Here is a 12,665-nt window from a genome sequence, read left to right as displayed (position 1 = left end):
TAGACAGCTCCACTTCACAACCGGAGGCCTTCCCTGTCACACAGGCTCACCGACAGCGACCCGGATAACCTCCCTGGACATCACAACTAGGCCAGCACGCCGCGCAGCACCAGTTCGGACAATTGCTTGGCCGCGGTATCGACGTCCTTGATGCGCCGCACGCAGACCGCGTACCAGGCGCCGCCCGCGATGGCGTCCATGATGGTGTCCGCACTGATGCCGGGGCGCGCGTCGCCGTCGGCGACGGCCGCGCCGACTCTTTCGGCGAGGTGACTGCGGGCGGTCGCCTCGAGGCGGTCGCTGAGCACCCGCCGCATCCGGCGGTCCGACCGTAAGTCGTTGAGCAGACCGGGTATTGACTCGCGCACCGCGGGGTCGCCGTACATCTGCAGCGCGCCGCGGCACAGCCTGGTGATCTCGGCGGCGAAGTCGTCCTCTTCAGTCTCGGGGCCGAGGTCGGGGAACAGCGCCTCGTGGACCAGCTGTGCCTTGGACGTCCAGCGCCGGTAGACAGCGGGTCTGCTGACGCCCGCAGTGGTGGCGATCAGGTCGATGCTGGTGGCGGCGTACCCGCGGTCAACCAACAGTCTGCGCGCGGCGGCCAACACCGCGGTGTCGATCGACGGATCCCGGCGGGAACCCTGCCGCCGATGCCGCCGTTCCGCCTCCACGATTCGCCTCCCCGCCGCTGACGTTTGTCGTTACAGTGTGTCACAACAAAGACGAATGGAGGCCGCGATGTCGACCGAGCTGAACCTGGCCCCCGTCGGCGAGGACGGCCGACACCTCTACACCTGCCCGCTCTGTGAAGCCATGTGCGGCTTGGAGATTCACGTCTCGGACGGTCGCGTCGCGAGCATCCGCGGCAACCACGACGACACCTGGAGCCACGGACACATCTGCCCGAAGGGGGCCACGCTCGGGGCGGTGCACGACGATCCCGACCGCATCCGGCGCCCGATGATCAAACGCGGCGAGCAGTGGCAGGAGGTCAGTTGGGACGCGGCGTTCCGTCGGTGCACCGAACTGTTGACGCCGGTGATCGAGAAGTACGGCATCGGCGCGGTCACCTGCTATACCGGTAATCCGCTGGCGCACTCATTCTCGCTGGGCCGCTACACCGGTGTGCTGCTCGGCATGTCGGGCATCCCACTGTCGTATTCACCGGGCACTGTCGATCAGTGGCCGAAAAATCTGTCGTCGCACCTGATGTACGGCGGGTGGTGGACCTTCCCGGTGCCCGACATCGAGCGCACGGATCTGCTGGTCGTGATGGGTGCCAACCCGGCTGCGTCGCAGGGCTCGCTGCTGGCTGCGCCGAACGTGATGGGCATCATCGACGGAATTCGCAAGCGCGGCAAGGTGATTGTGATCGACCCGGTCCGCACCGTCACCGCGGCGCGCGCCGACGAGTGGCTGCCGATCACCCCCGGCACCGACGCGGCGCTGCTGCTGGCCGTCGCGCACACCGTGTTTGCGGAGGGTCTGGTCAACCTCGGCGCCGTCGAAGAACACCTCGACGGTGTGGACCGGATCCGAGAGGTGGCCAACGACTGGTCGCCTGAGCGTGTCGCTGCGGTCACCGGCATCGGTGCCGACCGCATCCGCGGGTTGGCCCGTGAGCTGGCCGGCACTGAGCGCGCCGTCGTCTACGGCCGAATTGGGTTGTGCAATCAGGAGTTTGGCAGCCTGGCCAGCTGGCTGGTCGACGTGATCAACATCCTCACCGGACATTTCGACGTCGAAGGCGGCGCGATGTTCCCGCGCGCCGCGGCGTGGTCGGTCACGGTGCAGCCGATCCCCGGCTTGGAGGACGGCGCGCCGGAGTTCGGCCGGTACCGCACCCGGGTTCGCGGCGCCAAGGAAGTGCTCGGCCAGGTGCCGGTGTCGTGTCTGGCCGAAGAGATCGCGACGCCGGGGGAGGGGCAGATCAAGGCGTTGATCACCGTCGCGGGAAATCCGGTGTTGTCCACGCCCGCGGGCCACAAGCTCGACGAGGTGCTACCGGCGCTCGACGCGATGATCGCCGTCGACCTCTGGCTCAACGAGACCACCCGGCATGCCGACGTGTTCCTGCCCGCGCCGTCGCCGCTGGAGCAGCCCCACCACGACGACCTCATCCTCAACTTCGCGATCAACAGCATCGCCAACTACTCGCCGCCGGTGTTCGCGCCGCAGGACCCGGACCGGCCCGAGGAGTGGGAGATCCTGATCCGGCTGACCGGGTTGTGCACTGGCACGCCCGCCGAGGATGTCGACGTGACCGCCATCGACGACGGGTTCTTCGACTACATGGCGTTCACCAAGGGCCTTGACGGCGCCGAGCTCCGCAAGTGCTACTCGCACGGCGGCCCTGAGCGGATCCTCGACTTCACCCTGCGCACCGGGCCGTTCGGCGACCGATACGGCGAGAACCCCGACGGCGTCACGCTCGACAAGCTCAAGGCCGAGCCCAACGGCATCAACTTCGGGCCGATGGTGCCGCAGGTGCCCGACGTGCTCGGCACCGCGGACGGCAAGATCCGGTTGGCGCCAGAGTATCTGCTCGACGATCTGCCCCGGCTTGCCGAGCGACTCGAGCGTGCGCCGGATGAGCTGGTGTTGGTCGGCAGGCGTCATCTGCGGTCGAACAACTCGTGGCTCCACAACGTGGGTCCGTTGATGAAGGGCAAGGATCGCTGCACACTGCTGATGCACGACGACGACGCCACCAAGCGCGGTGTGACCACCGGTGACGTCGTCAGCGTCACCTCATCGGCCGGTCAGATCGAGGTGCCCGTGGAGGTGACCGACGCGATCATGGCCGGGGTGGTTTCGATGCCGCACGGCTGGGGTCACGGCAAACCCGGCACCCAGATGTCAATCGCCAACGATTCGCCCGGCGTCAACACCAACATCCTGTCGCCGCCTACGTTCGTCGACGAGCCGTCGGGCAACGGCGCGCTGAACGGCATCCCGGTGACGGTCACCGCGACCGGTGCCTGATAGGCATTTAGGCGTGGGCAAGAACGAGCGGGCGAAGATCGTCATGAGCGACGAGGAGATCGCCGAATTCATTGAGCGCAGCAGGACGGCGACGATGGCGACCGTGCTGCCCGACGGCAGGCCGCATCTGGTCGCGATGTGGTACGCCGTCGTCGACGGCGAGATCTGGTTCGAGACCAAGGCGAAGTCGCAGAAGGCGGTCAACCTGCGGCGCGACCCGACGATCACCGTGATGATCGAGGACGGGCAGAGCTACGACACACTGCGCGGGGTCTCGATCGACGGCAAGGCCGAGATCGTCGATGACGCGGAAACCATTCTGCGCGTTGGCATCAGCGTCTGGGAGCGCTACACCGGTCCGTACACCGACGAGATGCGCCCGTTCGTCGATCAGATGATGAACAACCGGATCTGCGTGCGGGTGGTGCCCAGCCGACTGCGCAGTTGGGATCACCGCAAGCTCGGGATGCCGTCCATGCCCGTCGGCGGCAGCACAGCCGAGTTCCTCTGATGCCGCAGGACCGCCCCAGACAACTGGATTCGCCGCTGCTGCCGAAGATCTTCAAATACGTGGGCAGGGCACACGTATGGATGTATCGCCGGACCGGCGGGAAGGTCGGCGGAAAGTGGCGCATCGGTGCGGGGTTTCGCAAGCCGGTGCCGACCCTGCTGCTCGAACACCGTGGCCGCAAGTCCGGCAAGGTGTTCGTCACGCCCCTGCTCTACATGTTCGACGGTGCCGACGTGGTGATCGTCGCATCGCAGGGCGGTCGGCCTGAGAACCCGCAGTGGTATCGCAACCTGGTGGCCAACCCCGACACGTTCGTCGAAATCGGCTCTGACCGTCGCCCTGTCCACGCCGTCACCGCATGCGCAGACGAGCGGGCGCGGTTGTGGCCGAAGCTCGTCGAGTTGTACGCGGATTTCGCGAACTACCAGAGTTGGACGCAGCGCGAGATCCCGGTGGTGGTGTTGAAGCCCCGCTGAGGATTGCGACTTATCTCACACGCGGATCACGTTCCGCACGCCCCATAGTCCGGGTAGCTGACGGGCAGGTGCGCTCATGCGCCGAACCCGATACGACCACACAGGGGGCGAAACCTAATGGCTACAACGCAAACCGAAACCACATTGCTAGCTCAGCTGCGTACCGTGCTTGACCTGACGCACACCGAGATCCAGGTCGCCGAAACGCGCGTGGCGCAGGCGCGGACCGAGGCGGTCCGTCGCGAGCTGACGCAGAACGCCGAGAACGGGCGGCTGCGCGCAGAAGCGATCGAGAAGGCGATTCGCGATCTCGGCGGTTTTCCCGACACCATCGGACCGTTCCTCGGCCGCGCCGCCGCCGCGGTGAAGGCGCTGACCGAGCAGGCGCAGCCGTTCGACGAGGCGCTGCTCGGCGACTTGGCGCTCGAGGACCAGCTCCTGGACCGGTCGCGCTACATCAAGGCGCTGGCCGTGGCGGCGAAGCGCTCGGACGTCGAGGAACTCGCCGACCGGTTGATAACTGCTCACTCGGCGACCGTGAACTGGCTGACGACGGTGCTGGCCGAAGATGCGCTCGGCGGGCCCGCCGCACTGCGGCGCACACCTCTGCAGGCGGCGACAGGCACCGCGGTGAAGCTGGTGAATCTGCCGATGGGTTTGTCCGCCCAATCGGCTGAGCGCGTCGCGGAGTTGGTGCGCTCGGCGGGACCTGCCGTCGATGACCTGATCCGGCGCGCGCAGCGCGCAGGCGAGGTGGCGCTCAAGGCGCTTTCGGCCTCGCGGGACGCCGCGCTGCAGCGGGCCGAGGAGGTCAGCCGCGAGGAGGGTGCGGATCGGACCGCGGACGCGCTCCATGCCGCGCGTAGTGCCGGCGGTGTGCTCGACGCCGACGAGCTTCCCATTGCGGGCTACGACGAGTTGACCGTCGCGGACGCCGTCGCCGAGGTCAAGGAACTCACCGATGCGGCCGACGTCCGGGCGATCGTCGCCTACGAGGAGGCGCACAAGAACCGCCAGCGTGTGGTGTCGGCCGCGCAGACGAGGCTGGCCGATATCGCGCAGGAGGTCGTCGGCCTGAGCTAGAGCCCTCAGGGATGCGGCGGGTCAAAGCCGGGGTTGGACAGAGCATTGGCCACGCCGCTCCCGATCGGGCCGTGCTGATCGACGATGGTGGCTGTACCGGTCGCGATGCCGTCGTGGCTGTAATGGGTCAGCGCGGCGAGCCCCAGATACGGACCCCGGGGGAGGCGGCTCAGCGTCAGCGTGTAGTCGGCATTGATGAACTGCAAACCCTCTGGACCGAAATGGGTCAACGAGCTGACCATGTCGCCGGCCATCGCGGCCCTGGTGAACGGGGTGAGTTCTGCTCCGTCGACCAGCGGCCTGACGTCGCGGACCCAGATGTGCTTCGGTCCGGCGTGTTGCCACGCCTGAAGCCCGAACCCCGGGCCGGGGGTGTGGTCGTCTTTGCCGTAGGTCCACACCAGCATCGCGAGGCCGCGTGGAATCGGATCGGGGGCTTGCGGGAGGTCGGGCATGGTCACCGGTGACGACCAGATCTTCGCCGAGGGTTGCTCGCCACGGCGCAAAAACAGTCCGCTGGCACGGGCGACGACGGTGTCGCCTTGCGTCATCACCGCGTCGACCAGTTTCAGGCGTCGGCCGTGCCGGGTGACCGAGGTGTCGACGCGCACCGGCGCCAGCGCGGCGGGCCGAAACAGGTCGACGGTCAGCCTGGTGGGCTGCAACTGCGGCTCGCCGGCATCGCGCTCGAGGACGTGGCCGAGCAGACCGCCGACGTAGTTGCCACTGATCGTCTGGCCCCACGGCCCACGCGCGATCGGCTGAGGGACGAAGGTGTCGCCGTCGGCGACGAAGAATGCGGTCGCCACGCGACCGACCCTATCGGGCTAGCTGAGCTAACGATTGGCCAGCCAGCGTTTGACGTCCGAGTCGACAGGGTCGACGGCGTCGGCGAGTTCCTGGTGCTTTTCGACGTAGCCGGCCACCATCGGGCACACGGCGACGATTCGCAGCCCGGCATCGCGGGTGGCTTGCAGAGCCTCGGCGATGACAATCGTGCCCAGCCCGCGGCCGCCGTACTCGTCGAGCACCTCGGTATGGGGGAAGATCCGTTGACCGTCGCGATCGGCGTACTCGGTGAAGCCGACCTGCTTTCCATCTACGGAGATGCTGAAGCGGTCGGATTCCTGGGTGACTGTGGTGGGTGCGCCGGTCTTGTCGGTGGTCATGTCTCTTCTATACCCCGGGATTGGGCCGCGGGCGCAACGTGGCGTTGGGCAGCGGCGGCGCCGGCAGTCGCGGCACCGCGCCCTGATATCCCTGCACTGCGCCGAAGCGGGGGTCGTGGTCTTGCCACAGCTGCCGATAGGTTGCGATGTCGGCATGGCTGCGCCCGACGAAGTTCCACCACATCACCAGTTGCTCAGGGAACGGCGGACCGCCGAGCAGCACAACGCGGGCAGGGGACCGGCCGTGGTTGACCATGTGCAGCCGGTCATTGCCCGCCGCCTGGAACGCCAGATCGGCCACCTTTAAGTACGTACCGGCGACCTCCACGCTGCCCTGGTCGAGCAGCACGCCGTGCTCAAACGCGGGATCGACTTCGAGGGTGAGGTCAGCGCCCGGCGCCAGGTCGAGTTGTGCGCCGAGCAGCGGGGTGAAGGTGTGCACGGGAGAGCGGTCACCCGCGAGCTCGCCGAGGAACACCCGCACCGTGGCGCCTTGGACCGTCTGCGGCTCCGGCGCGTAGTGCGCGAAGTCGCGGTCGGCGTCGCGGGCCGCGTCGGGCAACGCCACCCACAGTTGGACACCGTGCAGCACGGCGGTGGCCGGCGTTGACACCTCTGAGTGGCAGATGCCCGCGCCCGCCGTCATCAGGTTCAGCTCGCCCGGGCGTACCAGCGCATGCACTCCGGCGCTGTCGCGGTGCTCCACCTCCCCGCTGAACAGCCAACTGACGGTCTGCAATCCGGTGTGCGGATGCGGCGGCACGTCCATGCCCCTACCGCCCCGCACGTCGTGCGGACCGTAGTGGTCGGCGAAGCACCACGCGCCGATCAGCGACCGTTCCCGCTGCGGCAGAGTGCGCCGCACCGTGATCGCGCGCGGGCCACCGAGCGGTACCTCACGAGGATGCAGTACACCCGCGAACGGCAAAGCGGCACAGGCGACTTCGGATGGGGCCGGCTCGGTGTTGCTCACGGACCCACGGTAGCCCTCAGCCGGAGTCGGTCATCGCCGAACGGATCACGTCGAGGTCGTGATCGCTGATCTTGAATACCCCGAACCGGAACTTGTATCCCCAGCGCGCCGGATCCTCGATGAAGTGGAGCTTGTCGATCAGCGGGCGAATCGGCGTCTCGGCGCACTCCAGGAAATCGACGTTGCGTCGCCACGGCTGGAAGTCGGGCGACACCTCGACCTGATACGCCTCGTCGTCGGCGACCCGGCCGATCGCGGTGAAGGCTTGTAGCGGCTCCCCGTCCGGGTAGCCGGTCTTCGGCGAATAGAAGACGATCCAGTCGCCCTTGGCCATCTTCTTCAACATATGCGGCTTGCCGTGGTTGGCCTGGGTGAAGCGGCCCCGCACCCCACGCTGGACGTGGTCGCGGCTGACGGTGTTGATCCATGCAGTCATGCCCGCACGGTAAGGCGGATCGCCGACAGATCGGTGTCGGTGGCGGACGGCCTGTGGATAACATCGGACGCCATGCCCGACGACGCGATGCGCGACGACTATGCCGAATTGTTGAGGCGACGTGCGCTCACCGAGGATGCGGCCCGCGCGGATGCCGTCGAACGCAGGCACGCCGCGGGCGGGCGCACGGCGCGCGAGAACGTCGACGATCTGGTCGACCCCGGTTCCTTCGTCGAGTACGGCCGGTTCGCGATCGCGGCGCAGCGGTTTCGCCGCGATGTCGATGACCTGATCGCGCGCACCCCCGCCGACGGGCTCATCGCGGGCACGGCCCGCGTCAACGGCGGCCCGTGCGCCGTGTTGTCCTACGACTACACGGTGCTGGCGGGCACACAGGGGGCGCTTGGCCACCGCAAGAAGGATCGGTTGTTCGAACTGATCGAGCGGATGCGGCTACCGACCGTGTTCTTCGCCGAAGGCGGCGGCGGGCGCCCCGGCGATACCGACTACCCGACCGTCTCGGCGCTGGACGCGCGCGCCTTCAAACTGTGGGCGGCGCTGTCGGGACTGGTGCCGCGGATCGCGATCGTCAAGGGCCGCTGTTTCGCGGGCAACGCGGTGATCGCCGGATGCGCCGACTTGATCGTCGCGACAGAGGACGCGTCGATAGGCATGGGCGGACCCGCCATGATCGCAGGCGGTGGCCTCGGGGAGGTGCCCGCCGACGACGTCGGCCCGATCTCGATGCAGTACCCCAACGGTGTGGTCGACGTCGTGGTGGCCGACGAGGCGGAGGCGGTCGTGGTGACGAAACGTCTGCTCGGCTACTTCCAGGGCGCGACCACGCCGGGCCCGGTCAGCGACCAAACCCGGTTGCGCGCAATGATTCCGGAGCGAGAACGACGCGCATATCCGGTGAACCCTATCATCGAGACGTTGGCCGACGAGGAGTCGGTGACGTTTCTGCGTGCGGGGTTCGCCAGGGAGATGGTGACCGCGTTGGCCAGGATCGAGGGGCGCGCGGTGGGCGTCATCGCGAACAACACCATGGTGATGGCCGGCGCTATCACAGCCGCGGCCGCCGACAAGGCCGCCCGATTCCTACAGCTGTGCGACGCCTTCGGGCTGCCGGTCGTGTCGCTGGTCGACTGCCCCGGCTATATGGTCGGTCCTGCGGCGGAGGCAGAAGCGTTGGTGCGCCGTGCTTCTCGCATGTTGGTGGCAGGCGCCGCGTTGCGTGTGCCGTTGGTGGCGGTGGTGCTGCGCCGCGGTTACGGGCTGGGCGCACAGGCGATGGTCGGCGGGAGCCTGCACGAGCCACTGCTCACAGTCGCTTGGCCCGGCGCCCATCTCGGTCCGATGGGACTGGAGGGCGCGGTTCGGCTAGGCCTGCGAAAAGAACTCGAGAAAATCGTCGACGACGACGAGCGCGAGCAGCGCGTCCGGCAGGCCACCGCTGCCGCGGAGTCAAATGCGAAGGCGCTCAATGCTGCTGCGCTGTTCGAGATCGACGACGTCATCGACCCCGCCGACACCCGCGGCCTGATCGCCGCGACCCTATCGGCCGCGGCGGAGCAGCCTCAACCGCGCTGCGACCGCCGCTTCGTGGACACCTGGTAGGTGAGATGTTGGGACGGTGCCGCCATGGCGCCTCTCGGCGAGTGGTCGCACTAAGCGACGATTCTGGTTGGGGCCCGGGGCATGCCCGGCACCGTCGCATGAGTCAACTGCCCCGCCGGACAAGATATTCCGTTCGCCGCCGACCCCACGCAATCGGCGGCGAACGGACGGGTTGTCAGGCCGATTCAGCGAACAGGCGGCGGTCACGGACCGGATATCCGTGGCGGTCGGCAAGGGAACGCAACTGCCGAAGAGCAAACGTCCTACCGCGGCCGCCCTCGGGGATGACGATGCCCGCCCACAGTCCCTCGGCGCGCGGAAGTTCGCATGCCTCGCGGGCGCACAGCCAACGCCGAGGGCATTCCCTGCAGATGGCCTTGGCTTCGTCATCCGCTCTGGTGGTCCACCTCTCGGGGTCTCGGGTGCATGCCCCGATCGGCGTCTCTTCCCATTCCGGTGCGTTCATCGTTGTCGCTCCTCTGTCACGCTCTGCGGCGGTCGGCCGCGATGCCGCTAAACGTAGCGAACAAACCGTAGCAATGCAACAGTTCACTGCCGCGGAAAATGGGCCTCGTCGTGTCGTATCGGTGCGGTAATCGGCTGGGAAGAGCTCCAAAACGATGTTCTGCGTGCGTCGATGCCCGGCATACGCCGATACTGTAATTCCGTAGCGTTGATACGGTTCGCTGACGATCAAACCGTAGCCGCGCCTCGCTTCGTCCGGCGAAACACGGTCCCAAGTCGTAGCAGCGGCCGTCATGCTGGTTAGTATTGCGACACCCTGCGCAGCACCAATTCAGCGAGGAAATCGCCGCCATGACAGACGCCGAGACGACCGCTGAGGCGTCGGACGTCGTCGATCCCGGATTGGGCCGCGCGGGAGCCGCGGCCGCCGCCCGCAGGCGCGAACTCGACATCAGCCAGCGCCGCCTCGCCGCCGAGGGAATCATCAACGCCGGCGCGCTGATCGCATTCGAGAAGGGCAGAAGCTGGCCGCGGGCGCGCACCCGGGCAAAGCTCGAGGAGGTACTGCAGTGGCCGCCGGGCACCATCGAACGGTTGCGCCACGGCGAGCCGGTCACACGGGACGAGCCGACCGAACCGGCCGCGGGAGCGGGCGAAGGCCAGTTGATCGCGCAGGCCATCATCACGGCGGTGCACACGTTGGGCGGCGCCATCGACGCGCTGCCTGCCCTCGACGATGCGAACTACACATCGCGGGTGGCGGCGATTCTCGCCGATCTACGTCAGCTAGAGGCGGTCACCGCCCGCGCCGCGCGCATCAGCCAGGTCACCCCGGCGCTGATCAGGGCGCTTGGCACCGTGCGCGGCCGGATCGACGAGCTGACCATGGCCGCGGCGTCCGCACCGCGTGCGACGCTGGGTCAGCGGTTGTACGCCAGTCGCAGGCGCGCGAACCTCACCATCGCCGAAACCGCCAAGGCCGCAGGGGTTTCGCAGGACGATATCGCACACGCTGAAGCGGAGGAGCCGGTGTCTGCGGCGTCGGTCGACGCAATCGAGGCGCTGCTCAAGCAGCTCGACTAATAACGCTCCCTGCTTCGGTCGTCGCGCGTGGGGAAATGACTTGCCAGCGCCGCGGCGATTTCGATGAACCGGCGCCTGGTGGCGGTAGACATCTGGCTGGTGTGGTCGATGACGCCGCCCGGCCGCAAGTGGCCGTCGAACGGCACTTCGACGACGGTCTGGCCCTGGCTGGCGAACTGGTGGGCGAGAATCGAACGAGTCCTCTTGTCGGCGTGACCATCCGAGTCGTTGAGCACGATCACCGTGCGCTGCAGCAGGCTGTTCAGTCCGCGCGCAGCCAGCCAGTCCATCGTCTGCCCCGCCGCGGCCGCGCCATCCACCCACGGTGACGATACGACGATCAGGGCGTCGAGATCGCGAAGCACCTCCTGGGTGACCGGGGCGTCCATGGTGGAACTGCAGTCCACGATCGAGATCGAAAAGTATCTGTCCAGCCGCGATGTCGCTTCCCGATAGATGGCGGGATCGAGCACCCGGCGACGCGCGGGCGTCGCCTCGCCCGCGAGCACGAACAGCCCCGCGGCGTTGTTTCCGACTCGGCTGCGCACGTCGGCGAACGTGTCGAGGTGCTGGTCGGACGTTAGCTCCCAGTAGGAGCCCTGCGCCTTCGGATCGACCCGGCTGCCCAGCTTGCCGAACGCGGTGTCGGCGTCGATGGCGACCACCCGGTCCTCTTGGCGCAGTTCGGCGAACACGGAGCCGACGCTGGCCGACACCGTCGTCTTGCCGACGCCGCCCTTACCCATCACGCCGATCTTGTAATGCCCGCGCAGCACCGACTTGATCGCGGCCTCCAGTTCGGCTTCGCGGATCTCATCGGGCGAGGGGCCGAGGTTGACCAGCCCGAAGGTCGCCTTGAACAGCGCGAGCCGCCAGCCACGCCCGGGCGGTTTAGGTTTGGCAGGCACCAGCTCGTCGGCCCTGATCCGGTCCGCGTAGGACGCGGGCGGCGTCGGAGGGGCGGTACCAGGGTCGGGCGGGTAGAGCGGAGCCTTCCACGGCTGCGTCGGCGGCCCTGGCTGCGGCGGCGGCGCCGCGGGGCGGGGAGCGCCTGGCGGCGGCTGTTGCGGGGTCCACGTACCGTCGTCGGGCCTGGGCACTGATATCGGGCCGGTGTCTCTAGGCGATCCTGGCGCAGGCGGCCCGTAGCGCGTCGGCTGACGGAAGCTGCCGCCCGGCCGCTCCTGATCCAAGAAGGGCGGCGGCGGCGGTTCCGTGGGCCCCGGACGCGGACCGTGCTCGGCGCTCGCAGCGCGCTCCTGGGAAACGAAGTCGACAGGCGGCCGCGACGGCGCCTGCGGTTGGGGCTGCTGCGGTTGCTCAGGCTGAGGCTTCGGCGGCTCGTAGTCGGTCTCCTCGGGGCCCGTCCAACCGAGTTCTCTGCGCAAAGCGTCGTCGCGGTCGTTCACTGGGCATCTCCTCCTTCGCTCCTGGACGACGCGTATGTCCGCCACTCTCAGTATCAACTACAGCGCATCCGCACCCCGGCATACCGCGGGCAAGGTGCGCCTCCGGGAGGCAGCAAACACGCGCACGGTGAAGGCGGTCGCGCAGCGAGCGAGCGGACCAAGGCGCACCAGGTCGCCGATGAGGTCTGCCAAGGGCAGACCGCGGACAGCGTCGACAGCCGCCTCCCGGCGCGCCGCTCGGGGTTTGCTGAACCTCGCGTACGATGTGCACTCGGTCATGCCAGCATGTGATGAGACATTGCTGGCTGAAGTGTCCACCCGCTGCGGTGCCACCGAAAACTGGTGCATCGACCGCGCCGTTTCCGCTGGTAGGCTGTGACGCGGCGCAGGGTTGTGCGCGGTTGGTTCGTTCGGGACAGCCGGCGGGTCGTGGCAAATAGTCGGGGCGATTCGCT

The 12,665-nt window shown here is 67.8% G+C and carries 13 protein-coding genes; 6 read left to right on the top strand and 7 right to left on the bottom strand.

Features of this window, described 5'->3' with window-relative positions; all coding sequences use genetic code 11:
* Positions 1-86: 86 nt before the first annotated feature.
* The gene (locus ACGFK1_RS30210; RefSeq protein WP_393438532.1) at positions 87-671 is read right to left on the bottom strand and encodes a TetR/AcrR family transcriptional regulator; all 585 of its coding nucleotides are present in this window, start codon (positions 669-671) and stop codon (positions 87-89) included.
* A gap of 67 nt (positions 672-738) precedes the next feature.
* Here ACGFK1_RS30210 and ACGFK1_RS30205 point away from each other — a divergent pair, with 67 nt between their 5' ends.
* From ACGFK1_RS30205 to ACGFK1_RS30190, 4 genes are all read left to right on the top strand, one after another.
* Positions 739-2,985 carry a molybdopterin-dependent oxidoreductase gene (locus tag ACGFK1_RS30205; RefSeq protein ID WP_393438529.1) on the top strand — a complete coding sequence of 749 codons (2,247 nt, stop codon included), beginning with the start codon at positions 739-741 and terminating at the stop codon, positions 2,983-2,985.
* A 13-nt stretch (positions 2,986-2,998) separates the two neighbouring features.
* Entirely contained in the window at positions 2,999-3,496 is a 498-nt protein-coding gene (locus ACGFK1_RS30200) for a pyridoxamine 5'-phosphate oxidase family protein (protein WP_393438527.1), read from the top strand.
* Complete coding sequence (locus ACGFK1_RS30195) at positions 3,496-3,972, top strand: nitroreductase family deazaflavin-dependent oxidoreductase (protein WP_393438524.1); 477 nt, start codon at positions 3,496-3,498, stop codon at positions 3,970-3,972. The genes ACGFK1_RS30200 and ACGFK1_RS30195 overlap by 1 nt, the downstream gene beginning before the upstream one ends.
* 117 nt (positions 3,973-4,089) lie before the next feature.
* A complete protein-coding gene (locus ACGFK1_RS30190; protein WP_393438521.1) occupies positions 4,090-5,055 on the top strand; it encodes a ferritin-like domain-containing protein in 966 nt (321 codons plus the stop codon).
* A 5-nt stretch (positions 5,056-5,060) separates the two neighbouring features.
* Here the strand turns inward: ACGFK1_RS30190 and ACGFK1_RS30185 are convergent, their stop codons facing one another.
* The 4 genes from ACGFK1_RS30185 to ACGFK1_RS30170 are packed head-to-tail and all read right to left on the bottom strand — an operon-like array spanning position 5,061 to position 7,633.
* On the bottom strand, positions 5,061-5,864 hold the full coding sequence (locus ACGFK1_RS30185) for a thioesterase family protein (protein WP_393438518.1): 804 nt from the start codon (positions 5,862-5,864) through the stop codon (positions 5,061-5,063).
* Positions 5,865-5,891: 27 nt separating this feature from the next.
* Complete coding sequence (locus ACGFK1_RS30180) at positions 5,892-6,224, bottom strand: GNAT family N-acetyltransferase (RefSeq protein WP_393438515.1); 333 nt, start codon at positions 6,222-6,224, stop codon at positions 5,892-5,894.
* 7 nt (positions 6,225-6,231) lie between these two features.
* Positions 6,232-7,197: a pirin family protein gene (locus ACGFK1_RS30175; protein ID WP_393438512.1), complete on the bottom strand. Its 966-nt coding sequence runs from the start codon at positions 7,195-7,197 to the stop codon at positions 6,232-6,234.
* 16 nt (positions 7,198-7,213) lie between these two features.
* Positions 7,214-7,633 (bottom strand): EVE domain-containing protein, encoded by a 420-nt coding sequence (locus ACGFK1_RS30170; RefSeq protein WP_393438509.1) that lies wholly within the window; start codon positions 7,631-7,633, stop codon positions 7,214-7,216.
* 72 nt (positions 7,634-7,705) lie between these two features.
* Between ACGFK1_RS30170 and ACGFK1_RS30165 the strand changes: the two genes are divergently transcribed.
* Positions 7,706-9,253 carry an acyl-CoA carboxylase subunit beta gene (locus ACGFK1_RS30165; RefSeq protein ID WP_393438506.1) on the top strand — a complete coding sequence of 516 codons (1,548 nt, stop codon included), beginning with the start codon at positions 7,706-7,708 and terminating at the stop codon, positions 9,251-9,253.
* Positions 9,254-9,428: 175 nt separating this feature from the next.
* Here ACGFK1_RS30165 and ACGFK1_RS30160 read toward each other — a convergent pair whose 3' ends face one another.
* A complete protein-coding gene (locus ACGFK1_RS30160) occupies positions 9,429-9,719 on the bottom strand; it encodes a WhiB family transcriptional regulator (protein WP_393438503.1) in 291 nt (96 codons plus the stop codon).
* Between the two features lie 350 nt (positions 9,720-10,069).
* On the opposite strand from ACGFK1_RS30160, the gene ACGFK1_RS30155 reads away from it, so the two are divergent.
* Positions 10,070-10,801, top strand: coding sequence for a helix-turn-helix domain-containing protein (locus ACGFK1_RS30155; protein WP_393438500.1), 732 nt, complete (start codon positions 10,070-10,072; stop codon positions 10,799-10,801).
* Here ACGFK1_RS30155 and ACGFK1_RS30150 read toward each other — a convergent pair.
* Positions 10,798-12,210 carry a MinD/ParA family protein gene (locus tag ACGFK1_RS30150; RefSeq protein ID WP_393438497.1) on the bottom strand — a complete coding sequence of 471 codons (1,413 nt, stop codon included), beginning with the start codon at positions 12,208-12,210 and terminating at the stop codon, positions 10,798-10,800. The two genes, ACGFK1_RS30155 and ACGFK1_RS30150, sit on opposite strands and share 4 nt — an antisense overlap.
* Positions 12,211-12,665 lie beyond the last annotated feature (455 nt).

It is taken from the genome of Mycobacterium sp. NPDC048908, from assembly GCF_043197955.1.
GTDB lineage: Bacteria > Actinomycetota > Actinomycetes > Mycobacteriales > Mycobacteriaceae > Mycobacterium.
This window is presented reverse-complemented; position numbering and strand designations above follow the sequence as displayed.

Bases quoted from the DNA above. Each gene is read 5' to 3' on its own strand.
- ACGFK1_RS30180 (WP_393438515.1), bottom strand. From the start codon at position 6,224: ATGACCACCGACAAGACCGGCGCACCCACCACAGTCACCCAGGAATCC.
- ACGFK1_RS30205 (WP_393438529.1), top strand. From the start codon at position 739: ATGTCGACCGAGCTGAACCTGGCCCCCGTCGGCGAGGACGGCCGACAC.
- ACGFK1_RS30170 (WP_393438509.1), bottom strand. From the start codon at position 7,633: ATGACTGCATGGATCAACACCGTCAGCCGCGACCACGTCCAGCGTGGG.
- ACGFK1_RS30195 (WP_393438524.1), top strand. From the start codon at position 3,496: ATGCCGCAGGACCGCCCCAGACAACTGGATTCGCCGCTGCTGCCGAAG.
- ACGFK1_RS30190 (WP_393438521.1), top strand. From the start codon at position 4,090: ATGGCTACAACGCAAACCGAAACCACATTGCTAGCTCAGCTGCGTACC.
- ACGFK1_RS30160 (WP_393438503.1), bottom strand. From the start codon at position 9,719: ATGAACGCACCGGAATGGGAAGAGACGCCGATCGGGGCATGCACCCGA.
- ACGFK1_RS30165 (WP_393438506.1), top strand. From the start codon at position 7,706: ATGCCCGACGACGCGATGCGCGACGACTATGCCGAATTGTTGAGGCGA.
- ACGFK1_RS30155 (WP_393438500.1), top strand. From the start codon at position 10,070: ATGACAGACGCCGAGACGACCGCTGAGGCGTCGGACGTCGTCGATCCC.